The sequence below is a fragment of the Microbulbifer sp. MKSA007 genome, assembly GCA_032615215.1.
GTDB lineage: Bacteria > Pseudomonadota > Gammaproteobacteria > Pseudomonadales > Cellvibrionaceae > Microbulbifer.
This window is the reverse complement of the sequence record CP128433.1, coordinates 2,827,187-2,846,856: the sequence shown is the minus strand read 5'-3', so window position 1 is coordinate 2,846,856 and position 19,670 is coordinate 2,827,187. Positions and strand designations below refer to the sequence as shown.

Sequence of the window (19,670 nt, the reverse complement as noted above, 5' to 3'; positions counted from 1 at the left end):
GGCTGGAAGTGTTGCTCCAATAATCAATGTGACCGCAAAAATGGTGTTTTGATTTCGGAGCAATAGGCGAATATCGGGCGAGTGCCAGTATCTGCGAATCGTGTTTTTACCACTTGGTCCAAACAGTGGTAACATGGCCAGTAGATTTGTTTGAGGTGAGGTGCTTATGCCGTGGGAGAAAAGTTTCGATGTCGATAGCGCAGTCGATAAAGCGACGGAAGCTTTTTGGAAGAAAGGCTTTGAAGCGACTTCTCTGGCCGACCTGCTCAAAGCTACTGGGCTGACTAAAGGGAGCTTTTATAATGCCTTTGGCAGTAAGAAGCAGCTTTTTACCCTGAGTTTACTCAAGTATGAGAGAGAGCAGCGGCGCGACGTAATGGCCCGGCTTGAGTCGTTGGAAGATCCTATCGGCGCTATCAGTCAGCTTTTCGACTCCCTAATTGAACAAAGCCTTGCAGATCCGGAAAAGAAGGGCTGCTTTTTGGTTAATACCGCACTCGATATGCCTAACCTGGATAGCGATATTGGGGATTCTGTAAAAAAGGGCTTGCGGGATACTGAGTCATTTTTTGCAAGGCAGGTTCGCCTGGGGATAGAGAAAGGTGTGATATCTGATCGAGTAGACCCGGAAGTCTGCGCCAATAGTTTACTGACTCTTTTAGTCGGCTTGCGAGTGTTGGCACGTGGAGTTTTTAATAAGGAAAGCCTCTCCAGAATTAAGGTACAGGCATTAGACTTGCTGCGTTGACTTGTTCTTTCTTCTGGCGTTGAAAGCTCTTCGTAGGGCCTTGGCGCCGTCCTCTCGGTTGCCTGGGCTGCACTGTGATTTCCCTCTCCTGACCTCCATTGATCCTTCCTGTCAATTTTGCATTGGATAGGGCTTCATATTTTTTCTGTTCATTCTCAGTAGGCATTAATGCATAGCAAATAGTTATATAAATCATATTTACCGATCGGTACAAACTCATTAGCATTGTTTGTAGCAATCGGTACATACAGTTTACAGGGGTGTCTCCCCTTATTTTTTAACCAGGTTTGGACCGATCGCTACAAACAAGTGAAACTATCTAGTTAGGAAATATGATGGCTACTTTCAAGACTCACACGATTGAATCCGCTCCTGTTGCTGCTCAGCCTCTTCTTGCAGGCGCGAAGAAATCGATGGGCTTTGTGCCCAATCTATTCGCAACTATGTCAGAGGCCCCCGCATTACTTGAGGGTTATACGACCTTGGCGGGAATTTTCGATAAAACCAATCTTTCCGAGACAGAGCGCCAAATCATCTTAATGACAAACAACCGCCTGAACGGGTGCCGTTACTGTATGGCTGCTCACACATCCATTTCCCAAATGGCCGGTGTTGAAACGGAAATTATTGAAGCATTGCGTAGTAACACACCGATTGCAGATGAAAAGCTTGAGGCATTACGTACATTTTCTGCGGTAGTGAATGAAAGCCGTGGCTGGCCGACGGAGGAACAAGTTAGCGCTTTCCTTGCTGCTGGCTACACGCAGCAGAGCGTACTGGAAGTGGTTCTAGGTACCGCTTTAAAAGTCATGTCGAATTATACAAATCACATTGCCGAGACCGTCCTGGATAGTGCCTTTGCAGTTAATGAGTGGACTCCCGAAGGAGAGGCAGTGGCCTGATTTCTGCCCTGGGCTTGATTGGCCATCCAGCCCTCACTGAGGAGACTTGGGGTGGCCATCAACAATTCGTAGCGGAGCCCGCAACTGTGTTGCGAATTGAAATTTGAATTTATTCGACTTAAGTAACTGAGGTATACGAAATGACTCTTCAAGCTAGCAATATCACTGCATTAATCACAGGGGCAAATCGGGGATCGGCAAGGCCATTACAGAGGGACTGTTGGATGCGGGCGCGGTCAAAGTGTATACCGCTGTTCGCGATCTAGCCTCGGTACGGCAGCTCGTCCAAAAATATGGCGAAAGGGTCGTCCCCATTGAATTTGATCTTTCACGTGAAGAAACCATTCAAAGCGCTGTAAAGGTTGCCGGTGATGTTAATTTGGTTGTCTCAAATGCGGGCGTAGTGAAGCTATCGACCCCCTTGGACGATGATGCTGTGGAAAGCTTCAAGTATCAAATGGAGGGCAATGTTTACCCACTAATAAACCTGGCCAAAGCGTTTGGCCCTGTTTTGAAATCTAATGGTGGGGGTGTCTTTGTCCAAATGAACTCACTGGCATCCATCAAAAATTTTCTCCCATTTACCGGTTACTCCGGCTCAAAGGCGGCTGCCTTTGCAGTAACTCAGGGTTTGAGGGAAGTCTGGGCGGAGCAGGGGACTCAAGTTATCAGTGTTATTGCTGGTCCAATCAAGACGGATATGGCCGACTCCGCAGGCATGGGAGAGGGCGCCCCTCCAGCGAGCATCGTGTTCGATGGCATTATGAAGGCACTAACAACGGGTGAATTTTTTGTTTATCCAGATGAGATGGCTCAAGAGGTCGCAAAAATTTACACTCCCTTTGCCAAGAGCGTACTTGAGATCGAAAGCTAACTTAGAACCCAAGAGAGGATCGGGCAATGTTACTAGATACACCAGTATGTGATTTCGGATGGAAAGCCCCAGACTTTACCTTGAAAGACCCTGACGGCAAGAGCTTTCGAATGTCGGACCATCTGGGAAGCAAGGGGCTGTTGATTGCATTTATCTGCAATCACTGCCCCTATGTTCAGGCGATTGCAAATCGTTTAGCTGAGGATGTGCGAGAACTACAAGGGCTGGGAATTAATGTTCTGGCCGTTATGTCAAACGATTATCGCGATTACCAGATTGACAGTCCTCCTTATATGGCGAAGTTTGCCCGAGACCATGGGTTTACTTTCCCCTATTTGGTTGATGAAGATCAGTCCGTAGGGAGAGCTTACCAGGCGGTATGTACACCAGACTTCTTCGGGCTGAATAAGGATGGAGAGCTCCAATATCGAGGCCGAATCGATGATGCGGGAATGGGAATCCCGGCAGGCCGAACCAGGGAGCTTGTCAATGCAATGAAGTTGATCGCAGAGACTGAGGCAGGGCCGGAAAAGCAGCTGCCAAGTATGGGGTGCTCTATTAAATGGAGTGGTAACTATAACTGATATGGGTTGCTAGCTGACGGGAATGCTCTGGCGAACATAAAGCACACAAAGATATAAGAAGATACATTAATATAATGAGTTAACCTATTGATTATAAAGAATTAATGAAGAATTAATGTAGTTTGTTAAGTGGCGGGTGCCAGAAGTGTGACACCCGCTTTCTTATTTACTCAGTAAGCTGGCGGGTCATGATGATGTGGTCAATGTTGTAACCATGCTTCGTAACTGCCAGGTCTAGTAGATAGTCTGTAATAGCTTCATCCAGCTGGGGAGTGCGGCTTAACAGGTAGAGGCTGGAGCGGTCTGGATCACCAACGAGTGACCACTGATAGCCAGGATCTAGCTCTAGTATCCAGTAGTCGCCGGCAGCTTTACCCTCAAAGAAGGTGATAGCGAGTTTACTGTTGGTCTCATCAATGGGGACTCCAGTGCCCTGAACACTGATCGGGAACCCATATTTTGGGTGTAAGATTCGACAAAAATTGAAAACGCTGATAGATCCATCATCATTGAGGCCGTAGTCCGCTGTTACTGCAGTACAAGCCGGCTGGAAAATTTGCGGTAGCCGGGCAATCTCATACCACTTGCCGAGATACTGATTCACATCGACATAGGGAACCGTTTCCAGTTCATCATCTGCCAGAACGGCCTGGGTACTGAGTGCAAACAGTACAATTCCTATACCTCTCAATAAGCTCTTCATTTCCTTGCTCCTTGTGTTCGCAGTTTTTTAGGCCGCCAGCTTCATAGCTAAGCGACAATCTCTTTACGGGGATATAACTGGAACGGATTAACCAAGTTCTGTGTTTAATCTGAATTTCAAAAAAGTGTCACCTAGGTGAATGAGCTGAGGTCCTAGAAGTTGACAGAAGGCCAGCCTTTGCTAAGTGGTGATAGATAGGGTTTGTTTGAGGCTGACCATGGCTAAAACGGTAGATGTAGACGTCCTGGTATTAGGGGGCGGAATTCAAGCGATTTCATTGTTGCGAGAGCTATCAACAGATTTTTCTGTGCTGGCAATAGACCAGGGGTTAGACGATGCCGAGTCGTTACACTTTCATGGCTATTTCTCCTCAGGCTGGAATGCGGCACACCCAAGTGCGGCAAAGGCTTACTTAAAGGCCGCACAGTTTTGGCGCACACAACTGGAGAGCGATGGTGTTGATAGCCACATAACAGATTTCTATGCCGCGCTTCCCCGAGAATTTTTAGATATTGTCGAGCCCAACTGGATTGCGGCGGGTATTCCAGTGGAAGAGGTGCCGATACCAGCTCCACTGGTAACAACTAGCTTGCCATCGCATCAGTGCTTTCGATTTGCTGATGACCTTATGTTTGACGGCGCTGAAGCCTATCGTCGTTTTAGTGCTCCTGTTAGCGAGAAGTTGGTGAAAGGGAGTATCCGAAAATTCGACAAAGATAGTGGTGGCGTGACTGAGGTCTCTGCCGATATCGGTGGTAGTTCCCACCAAATAAAACCCCAGTTGGTTCTCTCAGCATGTGGGGCGGGCAATGCAGCAATACTCGAAAGTCTTGGAGTGCCAGCTCAAGGAGTGCGGGATAGCCAAGTTGTTCAGCCCCTACATATGTTGCTGGCTAAGGGTGCTAATACCCCTCCAATCTCAGCCTTCCTGATGGACATGGTAGTGGCATATCACCCGCTGGAAAGTGGAGAGGGACTTTGGATACTCACCCTCAATCCAGAGCACCCCAGGTTTCGCTCTGGTGTGGTTGACATGAGGGTGGCCCCGCCCATAGAGAGGGCGTTAATCCGGGATACCCTGGATAGATTGGCAAATTGTATGACCGGGTTTGAGGATTGGGCAGCCGGCTGTCATTGGGGTGTTTACGCAGGTTGGAAAACTGACGCTCCAGGGCCGGATGGGGATGCTCTTGTGCAGTTAAACTATCCGCGTCCATACCATATCCACAGCTTTGATATAGCCAATTTCTTGGCGGTTTGGCCGAATCACTGGGGTCTCGCCGTGGAAGCTGCAAAGGAGGCCGGGAAATGGGTTCGCTCAAAAGCTAAGCCTCGGCATCCTCAATCTGAAGCGATAGGTAGCTTGCTGTCGCAGTCAGTTGGTCATCAAACTATTTGTAATAAATGGCAAAGCGATGAATTGGAGTGGCACTCTTGGGCTGAGTTTGTCCAGAAAATGGGCCTGCCAATCAGGTGATTTGCTTAGTATTTCAGCGTCGAGCCATCAGTCTATGAGTCCAATAAGGCGATATTAACAACGTATTTCGCTTGCAAAGACATTTTTTTTCTGTATCTTAAATTGAAATGTAACCGGTTACATTCTGTTTCAAACGGTGGAGTGCTACGAAAACCGAGATCTGGAAACAGCGTGTCCGCTTACAAAACACGGAAATAAAAATAAATAGGCTGTTTATTCAGCTGGTTCTTTGAGTGGCCCGAGGGGATGGGGTTTGGTTAAAAAAATAAGAATGGGCATGGTTGGTGGTGGAGAGGGTGCTTTTATTGGTGCAATCCATCGGATGGCAGCAGCTCTCGACGGTGAGATAGAGCTAGTCGCCGGCTGCTTTAGTGGCGATTCCGAACGCAGTCGTAAAACTGGTGAAAAGCTGGGGCTACACCCGGACCGGATTTACCAAAGCTATCAACAGATGTTCCAAGAGGAATCCCGTCGCAGCGCTGATGATCGAGTTGAATTTGTATCTGTAGTAACTCCCAACCATCTCCATTTACCCGTTTCTATTGCTGCGTTGCGGGCGGGATTCCATGTCCTCTCCGACAAGCCAGCCGCCTCCACTTTGGAAGAAACACTTGAGCTTAAAAAGGAAGTGGAGCAAAGCGGGCATCTTTATGGTTTGACCCACACTTATGCTGCTTACCCTCTGGTTATGCAAGCGAGAGCAATCCTGGGCAGGAGAGAGTTGGGGTCTATTCGGCGAGTTACCGTTGCCTATCCGCAGGGGTGGCTGGCACTAGCCGGTGATTCCACGGGAAGTAAGCAGGCGAGTTGGCGAACAGATCCTGCACGTTCGGGAGAAAGTGGCTGCTTTGCGGATATAGGCACCCATGCTCATCATCTGGTGGAGTTTTTTACTGGCCAGCATATCTCTGAAGTCTGCGCAGACGTGCAGGCGGTAGTTGATGAAAGAGCATTGGATGATGACGGTGCAGCGCTATTTAAATTAGATCAGGGCGCTCGAGGAACACTTACAGCCAGTCAAGTCTGTGGAGGAGAGGGGAACAACCTGAATATCGGCGTTTACTGTGAAGACGGTTCGCTGTTTTGGGAGCAGGAAGCCCCAAACCAATTGCAAGTAAAGCGCAGGGGGCAGCCTGTGGCGATTTGGAAAGCCGGTGCGGATTGTGAGTATCTGGATGGAGGCGTCAGGTCTTTCTGCCGGACACCTCAAGGGCACCCGGAGGGCTATATAGAGGCCTTCGCCAATATCTATCGCGATTTTGCTGGTCAAGTCCGAGGCCGCCGCGAGGGGGTAGTTTCAAAGAACAGTCCTGCCGTTGGCAACATTGATGCAGGTGTTCGCGCAATGGCATTTGTGCGCGGTGTGCTGGAGAGCAGTCGCGCAAAATCCTCATGGGTTTCCCTGGCGCCTTATTGGAAGTGAGTGGCTAGGTCTAACCTCACAGAATTTAGGTATCTCTGGCAGGGTGGGCGTCCGGCAGCTAGTACGGCACAGGGAGGTGCCGGTGTCGGCCTGCGGCCAGTTACCTTTTGAAGAGTTTTCTCAAAAGGTGCAAACCAATCGCTTGGAAAGGGTTGGTTACAGAATTAATAAGTACAGCAGTAAAAAGGATAACAATAAATGAAGGCACCCAGAATTCAGGGGCCCGGAATTTTTCTCGCCCAGTTTCTCCCATCGAGCGAACAGCCAGCTTCGCTTGAATCTATGGCTCGTTGGGCATCAGACCTGGGGTACAAAGCCATCCAGGTTCCCACTTGGGACAAGCGGATTTTCGACCTTGAGCTGGCCAGTAAAAGCCAAGCTTACTGTGATGATGTACTGGGAATCTGTGAGGAGGTTGGGGTACAGATTTCTGAATTGTCTACGCATTTGCAGGGGCAGTTGGTCGCAGCTCACCCAGCCTATAAGGAAATGCTGGATATTTTTTCTCCAGAGGCAGTACGCGGAAACTTGCAAGCCCGTGCAGAGTGGGCGAGCAATCAGTTAGTTCTTGCAGCTCGGGCCAGTGCCAACCTGAAGCTCAAATCTCATGCAACTTTCTCCGGCGCTTTACTCTGGCACACTTTTTATCCATGGCCCCAGCGCCCAGCGATGTTGGTTGAAGAAGGTTTTCGCGAACTGGCCCGTTTGTGGCGTCCGATATTGGATGCGTTTGACAGCGCGGGGGTCGATGTCTGCTATGAGCTGCACCCCGGTGAAGACCTGCATGATGGCTTGACCTTCGAGCGGTTTCTTTACGAGGTGGAAGATCACCCTAGAGCCAACATCTTGTATGACCCAAGCCATTTGCTTTTGCAGCAAATGGATTACCTGGCCTTTATCGATATCTATCACGAGCGAATCAAGGCTTTCCATGTGAAAGATGCGGAGTTTCACCCGAGTGGAAGGGCTGGAGTATACGGCGGTTACGCCCCCTGGATTGACCGCCCCGGTCGCTTTCGCTCCCTGGGGGATGGTCAGGTAGATTTTCGTGGGATTTTTAGCCGACTGACCCAGTACGGTTACGATCGCTGGGCGGTATTGGAATGGGAGTGTTGCATTAAGGATCAACAGCAGGGGGCCAGCGAGGGTGCACCATTTATTCGAGAGCACCTGATAACCGTGGCTGACAAAGCTTTTGATGATTTTGCCGGTGCTGAAACAGATCGCGCTCGCAATCGTAGGATTTTAGGGCTGGACTAATTTTTGCCAATCCCAGTGAACAACGAATAACAATAAATCATGCGGAGACTGGATAGATGAGTACACAGACAAAGGCTTTGCACAGGAACGTCTTCCTGGTAGGAAATCTGTCAATCTTTATGATTGGTCTTGGGTTTGCTGTGAGGGCTTCGATCGCCGGCAACTTACAGTCGGACATTTATGATCATATTGATCTTGCCAACTCCACCGCAATGGTTGGAGAAGCGCTTGGATTTACCTTTACAGGGTTTGCCCTAACCCTGCTATTTGGCAGCGCATTGGTAGACTTGGTCGGTATCAAACGGATGTTAATGCTCTCATCAATAGGCTACGTGTTGGGCAGTCTGCTTATTATTGCAGCATCCTTAGTAACCCCCGGGGAGGGCGTTGAGAACTTGGTTCTTGCGGGGCTGTTACTTACCGGTTTGGGCTGGGGGGCCGTGGAGGCTGCCAGTAACCCAATGGTTGCAGCGGTTGACCCTGAAAATAAAACTCAGCGGCTAAATGTACTACATGCCTGGTGGCCTGCCGGGATTGTGGTGGGCGGATTACTAGGGTTAGCCATTTCTGCGTTTGAACTTCCCTGGCAGTTGAACCTGATTGTTTTGGCCCTACCGGCTGTGGTCATGGCGTGGCTTGTGTCCAGAACGGAATTCCCGGTAACTGAACGGGTTTCCTCTGGCATCAGTTATGGCGAGATGTTTAAAGAAGTTTTCAGGCAGCCGATGTTTATCGTGCTATGGATCTGTATGTGGCTAACCGCTGCAACAGAGCTGGCTCCAGGGCAGTGGGTTGACCTGACGCTCTCTCGAGTAGTCGGTATGAAGGGCATTCTCATTCTGGTTTATGTCAGCATGTTGATGTTTGTAATGCGCCACTTTGCCGGACGGCTGGCCAAAAAACTCTCTCCCATTGGACTCTTGTGGCTCAGTAGTTTACTTGCAGCTGTTGGCCTCTATTGCTTAGGAATGGCGAGAACCCCGGTAACTGCATTCTTAGCGGCAACAGTTTGGGGCATCGGCGTCTGCTATATGTGGCCTACCATGCTCGCTACGGTATCCGAGCGTTTTGTGCGCGGTGGCGCACTGTTTTTGGGGCTGCTGGGGTTTGCTGGGGGAATGTCTATTCAGTTCGTACTGCCGAGACTTGGAGAAATTTTCGACAACGCCAAGATTGAGGCTGCCGGTGGTTTGGAAGCCTTTGAAAAGTTAACGGGCGATGAACTGGATGCTGTGTTGGCAGCTGCCTCTATCGAATCATTCCAGTCATTGGCCGTGGTTCCCCTTATCTTGCTGCCGATTTTTGCGTTTATCTGGTTTTGGGATCGCAGGCAGGCAGCGAGCAAAGTGCAAGGTGTCACTGTAGTAGGCAACCAGTAGGCGTTTTCCATTTGTGCGAAAATAGTCGACTACCAACAACAAAGTAACGGAAAAGTATGTCAAACATTCGCGAAGTTGCACGTCGCTCCGGTGTTTCCGTCGCGACCGTGTCCAGAGCCCTGAAAGACCCGCAAATGGTTTCTCCGCGGACCAGGGAGCGGGTGCTGAAAGCGGTGGAAGAGGCCGGCTATCGGCCCAACATGTTGGCGAGAAACTTTAGTTCCGGTAAGTCATTTGCGGTGATGGTTCTGGTCCCAAATATCGCCAATCCATTTTTTTCCAAAGTTATCCGAGGGATAGAAAAGGCAGCTCAAGACCAGGGTTACTCCGTATTGCTGGGAGATACCAAGGGAGAACCAGCTCATGAGCAGTTCTATGCGGGAATGGCGCTGACGAATCAGGCAGATGGGCTTATTCAACTGGATAGCCGCTATCCATTTGCAGAGAAAGATGCAGCTTTAGCAGCGTCGATTCCAATGGTAAATGCGTGTGAGCGCATTGCTGAAGACGACCGCTATCCGGTTGTTGAACTGGATAATTCCGGCGCGGCGCAAGCCATGGCTCGCCATTTGATAGAGCTGGGTCACCGCCGGATCGGCATAGTGACAGGCCCGCTTAATAGTCCGATTGTGCGTGATCGCCTGGCCGGTTTTGAGGAGGAGATGCAACGGCACGGTCTCGAGTTGAATTCTGACCTGGTTGTAAACGGAGAATTCACTATGCCGTCTGGTGCGGAGGGTGCAAAAAAACTGCTCTCTTTAGCCTCTGCGCCTACCGCCATTTTTTGTATGAATGATGAAATGGCTATTGGCGCTGTTCATCAAGCGAAGGAAATGGGTTTGCAGGTGCCTGCGGATGTGTCGGTGGCGGGCTTCGATAATATTGAGTTTTCGCAATTTACGGACCCGCCCCTGACAACAATTGACCAGCCCGCAGAGAAGCTGGGCAGATATGCGATGGAAACCTTGCGCCGCATTATTGACGGAAAACCGTTAAAAGCGAGTCGAACTATTTTGCCCTTTGATTTAGTGGCAAGGGGAAGTACTGCCCGCTATCAGGATTAATAAAGTACGGATGTAAAACCATCTCGGCGAACTGATTAGATAAACACCAATTCATGTGGAGATAACAACGATGAAAAAATTCACTGAGACAAAATTTTGCACGTCTTTACTGGCCTCTGCAGCACTACTAGTCACACTAGGGGGTTGTGAAAGGATGCCGGAAAAGTCCGGTATACAAGCGGATAAGGACTGGAGGCATTTATTCGACGGTAAAACGTTGCAGGGTTGGACCGGTGCCAATGGCTCTCATGTAGGAGAGGCTTGGCAGGTCGTTGATGGCAACCTGGTGCTCACTGCTGGTGGAGCGGGGGATATCGTCACTGCAGAGAAGTTTTCTGATTTTGAGCTGGAACTGGAATGGAAGATATCTGAAGGCGGCAACAGCGGCATTATTTATCGGGTAGCTGGTGGCAATGCACCAGTCTGGATGTCAGGTATGGAATACCAAGTACTTGATAACAGTGCTTTTCCCGAACTGGAAAAACTGAGCCACAGCGCGGGATCAGTCTTCGACTTGTATGCACCCAGCGAAGATGAGGTAAAGCCGGCGGGAGAATTCAATAAAACGCGTATTCGAGTGGAGAATGGCCGGGTTGAACATTGGCTGAATGGAAGCATGATTGTCAGTTATGAACTTTGGTCTGAAGATTGGGATACACGTCTTGCCAACAGTAAGTTTTCCTCTTACCCCGATTTTGCCCGTAGTGAGAGTGGCTTTATTGCTTTACAAGACCACGGCGACAAAGTGTGGTACCGCAATATCAGAATTCGGGAGCTGTAAATCATGGGTATTTCAGGCGTGGGTATTTGGCAGGTACTTATTGTTCTTGTGTTAGCGGTTCTACTATTTGGTAGTGGCAAGATCCGCCGTCTGGGAGAAGACCTTGGAGGAGCGATTAGTGGTTTCCGCCGCTCATTGCATCAAAGCGATAAGGATGGCACTAGAGAAGATTCCCCAGGTAACTTGTCTGGCAATCTACTCCAAGCTGGGGAGCGGGAATGAAGCGTAGAGCTTTGCTACAGGTTGGTGCCGGCTTGGCTGCAGCTGCTTTTACCGCCCCCTTGTTTGGCAATAGTGGGCGAATCATTACCAATACCCCGGGTGGCCCTGTGAAAATTTCCCTGGCCCAATGGTCCCTGCATCGGCAATTGCGAAGTGGCGCTCTCAAGGTATTGGATTTCCCTATTAAGGCAAGAAAGGCATTTGCAATTGACGCGGTAGAGTATGTCAATCAGTTTTTTGCCGATAAGGCCAGGGATCAGAATTTTCTTTCAGCGTTGAAATCGCGTGCAATAGATCACGGGGTTAAAAGCCTTTTGATTATGGTTGATGCAGAAGGTGATCTTGGCAACCCAAATGCTAGCGAAAGACAACAAGCGGTAGAAAATCATTTCCAGTGGGTTGAAGCGGCTAAATATTTGGGTTGCCACTCTATCAGGGTAAATGCTGGCGGACAGGGCAGTAGCAGGGAGGTCAGCTCTGCTTGTAGAGATGGGCTGCGAGCTCTCTCAGAGTTTGCCTTGGATTTCGACATCAATATTGTGGTGGAGAACCACGGTGGCTATTCCTCAAGCGGACTTTGGTTATCCCAGTTATTACAGTCAGTGGATATGCCGAACTGTGGAAGCTTGCCAGACTTTGGAAACTTTGGTGACTACGACCGCTACTTGGGAGTAGAGCAGTTGATGCCCTTTGCCTGCGGAATCAGTGCAAAGAGCTTTTCATTTGATAAGCAGGGAAATGAGACCAATACGGATTTTGCCCGGATGCTGCGGATAATTCAAAAGGCGGGTTACAAGGGGCATATTGGGATTGAGTATGAAGGCGCCGGCGATGAAGACTGGGGGATCAAAGCAACGAAAGAGCTTTTGCTGCGCTTGTCGCGACAGGGTGAGCTATATGGCGAGTAAATAATAATTATTTGGTTAAAAATGTAACCGGTTACTCTCATTTTTTGATCAAAGTATTTAGGGGTTTCTAGGTTCGTTAAAAATGTTTATAAAAATTAATCTTTTTGGTTAAAAAAACATAAGTTAGACATTAGATGTAACGGATAAGTAAAAATTTTTGGCAAAAAATGTAACCGGTTACAGATTTATCTTATACATTATTTAAAATTAAACGAGTAAAACAAAAATAATTGATGAAGTAGGAGAGAGGCGATGCCGAATGATGACTTCGAGAAGAAAGAGTATGACGCACTGATTGTTGGGTCTGGTGCTGGCGGCGGTATGGCTGCCTATGTACTAGCCACTGCAGGGCTAAAGGTTCTACTGCTGGAGGCGGGGAGATCCTATGACCCGGTTAAGGAAACCCCAATGTTTAACCTCCCAAAAGATGCGCCTTTGCGTGGGGGGAGCACACCGGAAAAGCCGTTCGGTTTCTATGATGCAACGGTTGACGGAGGTTGGCAGGTACCCGGCGAACCCTACACTCAGGGCTCCAGAGAAAGAGGCCGCCGTTTTGACTGGTGGCGTGCTCGTATGCTGGGTGGCCGTACGAACCATTGGGGACGGATTTCCCTGCGAATGGGTGAGTATGATTTTAAACCCTACTCAAGGGATGGGCTCGGTTTTGATTGGCCGATCAGTTACAACGATCTCGCTCCCTACTACGATAAAACCGAGATGCTCATTGGTGTTTATGGCACTAACGAGGGGTTAGAAAACACTCCTGACTCCTCCGAAGGAGTGCTGCTGCCACCCCCGAAGCCCCGTGCCTATGAACTTCTGGCCAAAAAAGCGTGCGATAGGCTGGGGATCCCTGTAATTCCCTCTCACCTGGCTATTCTCAGTGAGCGTCTGGATCACGAAAATATTCCGCAGAAATTATTCCCAAACAATAAATTGGCTCAGGACGTCACCCGGGAATCAATGAAATCTCGCGCAGCCTGTTTTTGGGCCACGCCCTGTGGGCGCGGTTGCTCAATTAAGGCGAATTTCCAGTCCACGACTGTACTACTGCCACCGGCATTAGCGACGGGCAACCTGGATATCATTACTGATGCCATGGTGCGTGAAGTTACCATTGATAAAAAAGGTAAGGCAAACGGGGTTATTTATATTGATAAAGATACCCGTCAGGAAAGATTTGCCAGTGCCCGCGCTGTGGTTGTTGCAGCCAGTGCAGCTGAAACTTCGCGCATTCTCCTTAATTCCAAAAGCACTTTATTCCCCGATGGTATCGCCAATGGCAGCGGTGCCGTAGGGAAATACCTGATGGATACAGTGGGAGCTGGTATCGGCGGGCAGATTCCCGCTTTGGAAAGTATGCCTGCCCACAACGAGGACGGCGCATCGGCGATGCACATGTATATGCCCTGGTGGTTGTACAAGGAACAATTACGTGGTGACTTGGATTTTGCCCGTGGTTACCATATTGAATTCGGCGGTGGTCGCAGTATGCCGGGCGCAGGTGCTTTCGGCGGTATGGGTGATTTTACCAGTGGCGCTTATGGCAAAGACTTGAAAGAAGCCTGCCGGCGTTACTACGGCTCCTTTGTGTGGTTTGACGGTCGCGGGGAAATGATTCCCAATGAGGACAGCTACTGTGAAATTGATAAGGACCAGGTAGACCAATGGGGCATCCCGGTGTTGAAGTTCCATTGGAAATGGAGTGACCAGGAATTGAACCAGGCCGCTCACATGCACAAAACCTTTGCTGAAATCATTGAAGGCATGGGCGGTAAGGTCACCTCTACCGTGCAAACCGACGGTGCCAAGGCAATTATCAACGGCGGTGCGATTATTCACGAAGTCGGCACCGCGCGCATGGGCTCAAATCCGAATGATTCCGTGCTCAATCCTTACTGCCAGTCCTGGGAAGTACCGAATCTCTTCCTTACTGACGGCGCACCCTTTGTCTCCAATGCTGATAAGAATCCAACCCTGACCATTATGGCGCTGGCCTGGCGCACCTGCGACTACATCGTGGACCAGTTCAAGAAGAGGAATATCTGATATGAGCGAGGAAAAAACCAATCTGGGTCGGCGCAACGCCCTGCGTTTGATTGCTACCACCGCTGCTGCAGTTCCAGTCATTGGCTGTTCTGAGAAAGTAGCGCAAAAAGTTGTAGTGAAAGAGGAGGTGCCAGCGGCTGAACCGGTAGTAAAGAACCTGGACGCCCCGAAGCAGACTCTTGCCAGGGGCACGCCGACAGATCCGGATCTCCTTAATCCCGTTGTGCCTTGGGAGATGCAGCTTGAAATGGGTGAGTTAGCGGTATTGGCAGCACTTTGCGACGTCATTATTCCCGCAGATGAAACTTCTCCGAGTGCCTCTTCAGTAGGGGCCCATCACTACATCAACGAATATGTCAGCGCCCCATATTCCAATAATAAAGCAGATCTTGTCACGATTCGGGGAGGGGTTGTTTGGCTGGAGGGTGAGTCCAAGCGCAGATTTGGAGGTTCCTTTGTCGATCTGAATGAACCTCAAAAAGTAGCCATCTGTGAGGATATCAAGTGGACTCGCACGGCGAAGCCTGAGTTCCAGGCTGGTGCTCGTTTCTTTGCCAAAGTTCGAGTTCTCGTGTCCACCGCTTTCTATACCACCGAGGAAGGTATGGCGGATATTGGTTATGTGGGTAACCGACCAATGGCGAGTTTCCCTGGAGCACCCCCTGAAGTTCTCAAGCGACTTGGCTTGGATAGCTAAAAACGCTTTTTGCTTTAGCGCTATACGCACATATAAAAATATCGAGACAGAACTGGATCGATAAGAGTAGGGCATATTCCGGTGGCCCGGCAAATGATATGTCGGGCTTTTAGGGTGAACGGAAAGCTAGAAAAAAATAATAAAAGAGAAATTTGAGCAATGAGAGAAATACCCTTAAATACAAATCGCCAGCTAGATCTATTGCGGACGTCCGTAAGTGTTCTAGTGTTGTGCAGTGTTGTCGGTATGGCAAATGCCCAGAGCACCAGTGAATCTGATACAGAGAGTCTGGTGCTGGAGGAGGTAGAGGTATTGGGTATTCGCCGGAGCATGGAGAAAAATCTCGATGTAAAGCGTTTTTCCAATGCGGTGGTAGACTCAATCACCGCTGAAAATATGGGTAAATTCCCCGATAAGAATGTTGCAGACTCTTTGCAGAGGGTTCCGGGAGTATCCATCGTTCGAAGCGGCGGCGAGGGTGCCGAGGTAAGTATCCGAGGAACTGCACCTGAGCTCACTTTTACCCAGCTAAACGGAAACTATATAGCCACTCCCGGCGATGATCCATCCCGATCATTTTCCTACGCATTGCTACCTTCAGCGATGATCTCCCGAGCGGATGTGTATAAAAGTCCAGAAGCAAAACTGGATGAAGGCGGGATAGGTGGTACTGTAATTTTACACACCCGCAAGCCACTGGACCTGGATTCCGGGGAGGGCATGTTATCCATTGAGAGTACTTATGCTGATGTTACTGGGGAGTACGAACCTCAGTACACCGGTTTTTACTCATGGAAAAATGATCAGGAAACCTTTGGCGTATTGTTTGGATACTCAAAGCAGGATCGTCAGAACCGGGTAATTAGCACCTCGGTAGAAAACTGGGGTTGGCAGGGAGATGAGTCCCCCCAGACTGGCGTAGAGGCCAGGGGGCCGATGGTGGATATCGACGGTAATGAATACCGGGATTTCTATGCGCCGCGAGCCGTTGTCGGTAGTGTATTGGAAGAGGAACGGACCCGGGATGGCATGCAGCTAAGTGCCCAATGGCGTCCGGTAGAACAGCTGGAATTTGGTGTCAATTATTTCCGCTTTGAGCTGGGCGGCAACTCAGAGAATTATCGTATCGTATTTCCTGAGTGGAACTACGGGGATGCAATAGCGCCGGGCAGTCTCAAGTTTGATGAAGATGGTGATACTCTTCTTGGCATTGGTATGCTCGATCGGGGCCAGGCAGAGTTACAGTCTCCACAGGTAGCTGGTGACTACACTCGAGCGGAATATATTTCGGATACGCTGGATTTCAATATCAGTTACGAGGGAGATGGATATAGTGCTCGGTTGGTAGTCGGTAATACCAGTGCAGAGGGCGGCCCCTCTGAGAAATTGTTTGCATCAGTCAATTCCCGTTATGGCACTGCAACCGATTGGAGCTGGGATCTCAGCAGTGGTACTGCTGAAATTGATACCAGTGCAGATCTGGGAGATCCCAACACTTATCCTTTATATGACTGGTTCTCATCCCATTGGACCAGCAGCGAGGACGAGGAGAGTTACTACCAGCTGGACGTTTCCATCGATATGGATTATGCCTGGCTTACCTCCCTGGATGTTGGGGTTAAGTACCGGGACCATGAGATAAACCGCCGCATCACCAAACAATCCTGGGATGATGATAATCCTCCCTGTCCAACGATTAACTGGGGTGATGTTGATGGAGCTTGTTACCCCTGGTGGCCAAGTGATTCATTCCACACTGACCCCGATGGTGTGCCCGACACAATCGATATCCTTTCAAACGGCCCTCTCGATAATATTATCGGCGGTGTGAATGTGCCAAATTTCGCTTATCTGGAGTTTGATAAGTTAAAAGAGTTTCTATACGCAACCTATGGTGACCCTACGGTAATCGTCGAGAAAAATCAGGTTTACCGGGTTGGTGAGGAAATTACGGCTGCTTATGTACAGCAGAATTTTGCCTCGGCAGTCCTGCGCGGAAACTTTGGTATTCGAGCAGTCCAGACCAAGCAGTATGCGAGCACCTACGACAATATTGATGGGGTGTTACAGGACGAACCCAATATTCGTGACAGCAGCAATACTGATATTTTACCTAGTGCTAATATCGCTTGGGATATCTCCGATGAACTGGTTGTGCGCGCAGCTCTCGCTAGAGTCGTAGCGAGAGTGGAATACGATAACCTAGGTGGTTCTGAAGTGATCCACGCTCCTTTGCCCGGCTCAACAGTCAGTCAAGGGTATGCGGGCAACTCTGAATTGGAGCCTTATAAAGCTGATCAGTTTGATTTGGGGCTGGAGTGGTATTTCGATGATGCCTCTGCTGCAGGACTGACCTTGTTCAGAAAAGATATTGCTTCGTTTGTAATCAACGGCAGTTCTATGGTGACAAGGGATATCGATGGTGTTACCCGGGCAGTGTCTATGTCTATGCCGGTCAATGGCACTGATGCTACCGCACAAGGTGTAGAACTGTTTGTTCAGTATGCCTTTGATAATGGCTTTGGAGTCTATGCAAACTATACCTTCACAGATACGGAGCTAGCTGAGATTGACTCTGAAGGTATCAAAACCAAAACAGAAATTGCCGGCACTTCAAAGGACCAGTACAACCTATCCCTTTACTATGAAAATATCGACTTTAGCATTCGCGCTTCTTACAATTATCGCAGTGACTATGCAGACGGATTCCACAATGGCATGAACACTTTCACTGATGAATACGATCAGTTGGATGTTAATGCATCTTATCGCTTGATGGATAACCTGACGTTGACCGCCTCAATAATCAACCTTACCGAAGAGAAGGTGGATAGATATTGGGGTGAGGAAAACAGGGTCTGGGGCTCCTCATATTCAGGCCGACGAGCTTATATGGGGCTGACATATAGTTTCTAACCTCATTGCTACCCAGTCACGCGGACACAGGGACGTGTCCGCACCTTTCTGTAAATTTTTAATTTCATATCAGCGTACTCAGTTTAGGCGCAATTGAGTATTTTATTAGCTCTCATATATCAATTCGATCTAGGAAATGTGTGCATTTTATACTAGTACTCAGTTGAAGGAGTAATTTAAAGTAGTTTGAATGGAGGGATTTATCATGAAAAGGGTATATATAGAAGACGCAACACCCTATGCTCTGGGAGTTTGTGTCACAGTCTACACTACCTGTTAATAGAAGGTAGTTTTTCACAAAAAGTGAGATGGCCCTTGAAAATGAGGGACGTCTCGCTCAGGGCTAATACAGACAAATCAAGAATTTATCGATTCTGCCTTTCTAGTTTTTTTACCAGTTCTAGTAAATATGATGGTTAAGCGATGATGAAAGGCGCTGCTTTATTAGATAATTTCTTTCTCTATTTCAGTGAAAATGAAGTCATCTTGTGGGATGTTGTTCATCACGATCAGTGGGCTTTGGATAAAGAAACCCTCATAAATATTCTGGATAAATTTTATTCCGATGTGCAGACAGGAGAAACTAAGGCAGCAGATTTCCTTCAAAGTAATGGAGCCTTCATCAGTGGTGATTTAGCTCGGAAACAATGGGGTTGGGATGTACTATCCTGGTTTTACCATTATGGCACCAAGCTTTCGTTACCGCCCTCGACTGAGGGCAAAGAGGGGGCTAGTGAAGATCCCAGGGTATCTTGGGTAGGACAGTATGTTGACTACTGTAAACAGGTGCCGGAAAAGGCTAAAGGCAAGTACAATTATCCAGAAGTGGATATTCCACTGAATAGCTTTCCTACCACCAATCAGTTGGAGTCTGTGTTTGGGACCCGGTTTTCTTCACGAAAATTTGTACCGGGTACCACTTTAAAACGTGAGCTTTTGGAAAAAATACTTTTTCATTGTGTAAAATTTCGTACTTCTCCGTTTGTTGAAAAGTTTTATAAGGCCCACTCAGACAAAATAAATTATTTTGGATATTTTCGCAGCAGCCCTGCTGGCGGCGCCTTACAAGCTACAGATATATACCTGATAGTGCACTCGGTACAGGGGATTGATCCCGGTATTTACCTCTATAATCCGATTGATCATGGATTAACCAAAGTCGGCGATGCTGTTAGCCATGATAAGATCCGCCGGTTGCTTGTCGGTCAGCCCTATGCCGAGGGTGCCGCAGTTAATATTTGCTTTGTCTGCAAATTTAATCGGTTCTGGTCCAAGTATCGTCATTCCCGTATCTATCGGATGGCTTACCTTGAAGCGGGTCATTTATCTGAGAATATATTTCTCTACGCACACTCCCTAGAACAAGACGTGTTTATAGCCGGTGCTTTTTATGATGAAGAGTTTGAGAACCTATTGAAGCTGGATAAGGACAGCGCCATGGTTTTTTTTATGGCTATTGGGGAAGGAGAGCATGCCTGTTTCCCGGTAGAGTACTTGCCTTCTGACTCAACAAAATTGGCTTAATGAGTAAAAGTTAATTGTTTTGTCTGAAAAAAGAACTTTGACTTTGCGGTAATCAATGATTTCAGGGCCAAAATAACCAGTTTGGGATTTCCAATGAGCGTGAAAGAGAAAAGGTATTTATGGTGAGGCGAAAACTGCAAAGCAGTATGCCCCACCGAA

17 protein-coding genes are annotated in these 19,670 nt (G+C 48.6%); 16 read left to right on the top strand and 1 reads right to left on the bottom strand.

Annotated features, from left to right (window positions below; translation table 11 throughout):
- The first annotated feature begins 166 nt into the window (after positions 1-166).
- From QT397_15525 to QT397_15510, 4 genes are all read left to right on the top strand, one after another.
- Entirely contained in the window at positions 167-748 is a 582-nt protein-coding gene (locus tag QT397_15525) for a TetR/AcrR family transcriptional regulator (GenBank protein WNZ54303.1), read from the top strand.
- Positions 749-1,080: 332 nt separating this feature from the next.
- Positions 1,081-1,650: a carboxymuconolactone decarboxylase family protein gene (locus QT397_15520; protein ID WNZ54302.1), complete on the top strand. Its 570-nt coding sequence runs from the start codon at positions 1,081-1,083 to the stop codon at positions 1,648-1,650.
- Between the two features lie 193 nt (positions 1,651-1,843).
- Positions 1,844-2,524 carry an SDR family oxidoreductase gene (locus tag QT397_15515; protein ID WNZ58545.1) on the top strand — a complete coding sequence of 227 codons (681 nt, stop codon included), beginning with the start codon at positions 1,844-1,846 and terminating at the stop codon, positions 2,522-2,524.
- Positions 2,525-2,550: 26 nt separating this feature from the next.
- Entirely contained in the window at positions 2,551-3,108 is a 558-nt protein-coding gene (locus QT397_15510; protein WNZ54301.1) for a thioredoxin family protein, read from the top strand.
- Positions 3,109-3,274: 166 nt separating this feature from the next.
- Here QT397_15510 and QT397_15505 read toward each other — a convergent pair whose 3' ends face one another.
- On the bottom strand, positions 3,275-3,811 hold the full coding sequence (locus tag QT397_15505; GenBank protein ID WNZ54300.1) for a lipocalin family protein: 537 nt from the start codon (positions 3,809-3,811) through the stop codon (positions 3,275-3,277).
- Positions 3,812-4,028: 217 nt separating this feature from the next.
- Here QT397_15505 and QT397_15500 point away from each other — a divergent pair, with 217 nt between their 5' ends.
- The 12 genes from QT397_15500 to QT397_15445 all read left to right on the top strand — a co-directional run bounded on the left by QT397_15500 (position 4,029) and on the right by QT397_15445 (position 19,511).
- The gene (locus tag QT397_15500) at positions 4,029-5,288 is read left to right on the top strand and encodes an FAD-dependent oxidoreductase (GenBank protein WNZ54299.1); all 1,260 of its coding nucleotides are present in this window, start codon (positions 4,029-4,031) and stop codon (positions 5,286-5,288) included.
- Between the two features lie 253 nt (positions 5,289-5,541).
- Positions 5,542-6,711 carry a Gfo/Idh/MocA family oxidoreductase gene (locus tag QT397_15495; GenBank protein WNZ54298.1) on the top strand — a complete coding sequence of 390 codons (1,170 nt, stop codon included), beginning with the start codon at positions 5,542-5,544 and terminating at the stop codon, positions 6,709-6,711.
- 198 nt (positions 6,712-6,909) lie between these two features.
- Positions 6,910-7,971, top strand: a complete 1,062-nt coding sequence (locus tag QT397_15490; protein WNZ54297.1) for a sugar phosphate isomerase/epimerase — start codon at positions 6,910-6,912, stop codon at positions 7,969-7,971.
- 56 nt (positions 7,972-8,027) lie between these two features.
- Positions 8,028-9,350, top strand: a complete 1,323-nt coding sequence (locus QT397_15485; GenBank protein WNZ54296.1) for an MFS transporter — start codon at positions 8,028-8,030, stop codon at positions 9,348-9,350.
- Positions 9,351-9,406: 56 nt separating this feature from the next.
- Positions 9,407-10,414: a LacI family DNA-binding transcriptional regulator gene (locus QT397_15480; protein WNZ54295.1), complete on the top strand. Its 1,008-nt coding sequence runs from the start codon at positions 9,407-9,409 to the stop codon at positions 10,412-10,414.
- A 70-nt stretch (positions 10,415-10,484) separates the two neighbouring features.
- Complete coding sequence (locus QT397_15475; protein WNZ54294.1) at positions 10,485-11,195, top strand: DUF1080 domain-containing protein; 711 nt, start codon at positions 10,485-10,487, stop codon at positions 11,193-11,195.
- Between the two features lie 3 nt (positions 11,196-11,198).
- A complete protein-coding gene (locus tag QT397_15470) occupies positions 11,199-11,417 on the top strand; it encodes a twin-arginine translocase TatA/TatE family subunit (GenBank protein ID WNZ54293.1) in 219 nt (72 codons plus the stop codon).
- Entirely contained in the window at positions 11,414-12,325 is a 912-nt protein-coding gene (locus tag QT397_15465; protein WNZ54292.1) for a sugar phosphate isomerase/epimerase family protein, read from the top strand. The genes QT397_15470 and QT397_15465 overlap by 4 nt, the downstream gene beginning before the upstream one ends.
- Before the next feature lie 252 nt (positions 12,326-12,577).
- Positions 12,578-14,374 (top strand): GMC family oxidoreductase, encoded by a 1,797-nt coding sequence (locus QT397_15460; GenBank protein WNZ54291.1) that lies wholly within the window; start codon positions 12,578-12,580, stop codon positions 14,372-14,374.
- Position 14,375: 1 nt separating this feature from the next.
- On the top strand, positions 14,376-15,071 hold the full coding sequence (locus QT397_15455) for a gluconate 2-dehydrogenase subunit 3 family protein (GenBank protein ID WNZ54290.1): 696 nt from the start codon (positions 14,376-14,378) through the stop codon (positions 15,069-15,071).
- Between the two features lie 159 nt (positions 15,072-15,230).
- A complete protein-coding gene (locus tag QT397_15450) occupies positions 15,231-17,987 on the top strand; it encodes a TonB-dependent receptor (protein WNZ54289.1) in 2,757 nt (918 codons plus the stop codon).
- Positions 17,988-18,410: 423 nt separating this feature from the next.
- Positions 18,411-19,511, top strand: a complete 1,101-nt coding sequence (locus tag QT397_15445; protein WNZ54288.1) for a SagB/ThcOx family dehydrogenase — start codon at positions 18,411-18,413, stop codon at positions 19,509-19,511.
- Positions 19,512-19,670: the final 159 nt, after the last annotated feature.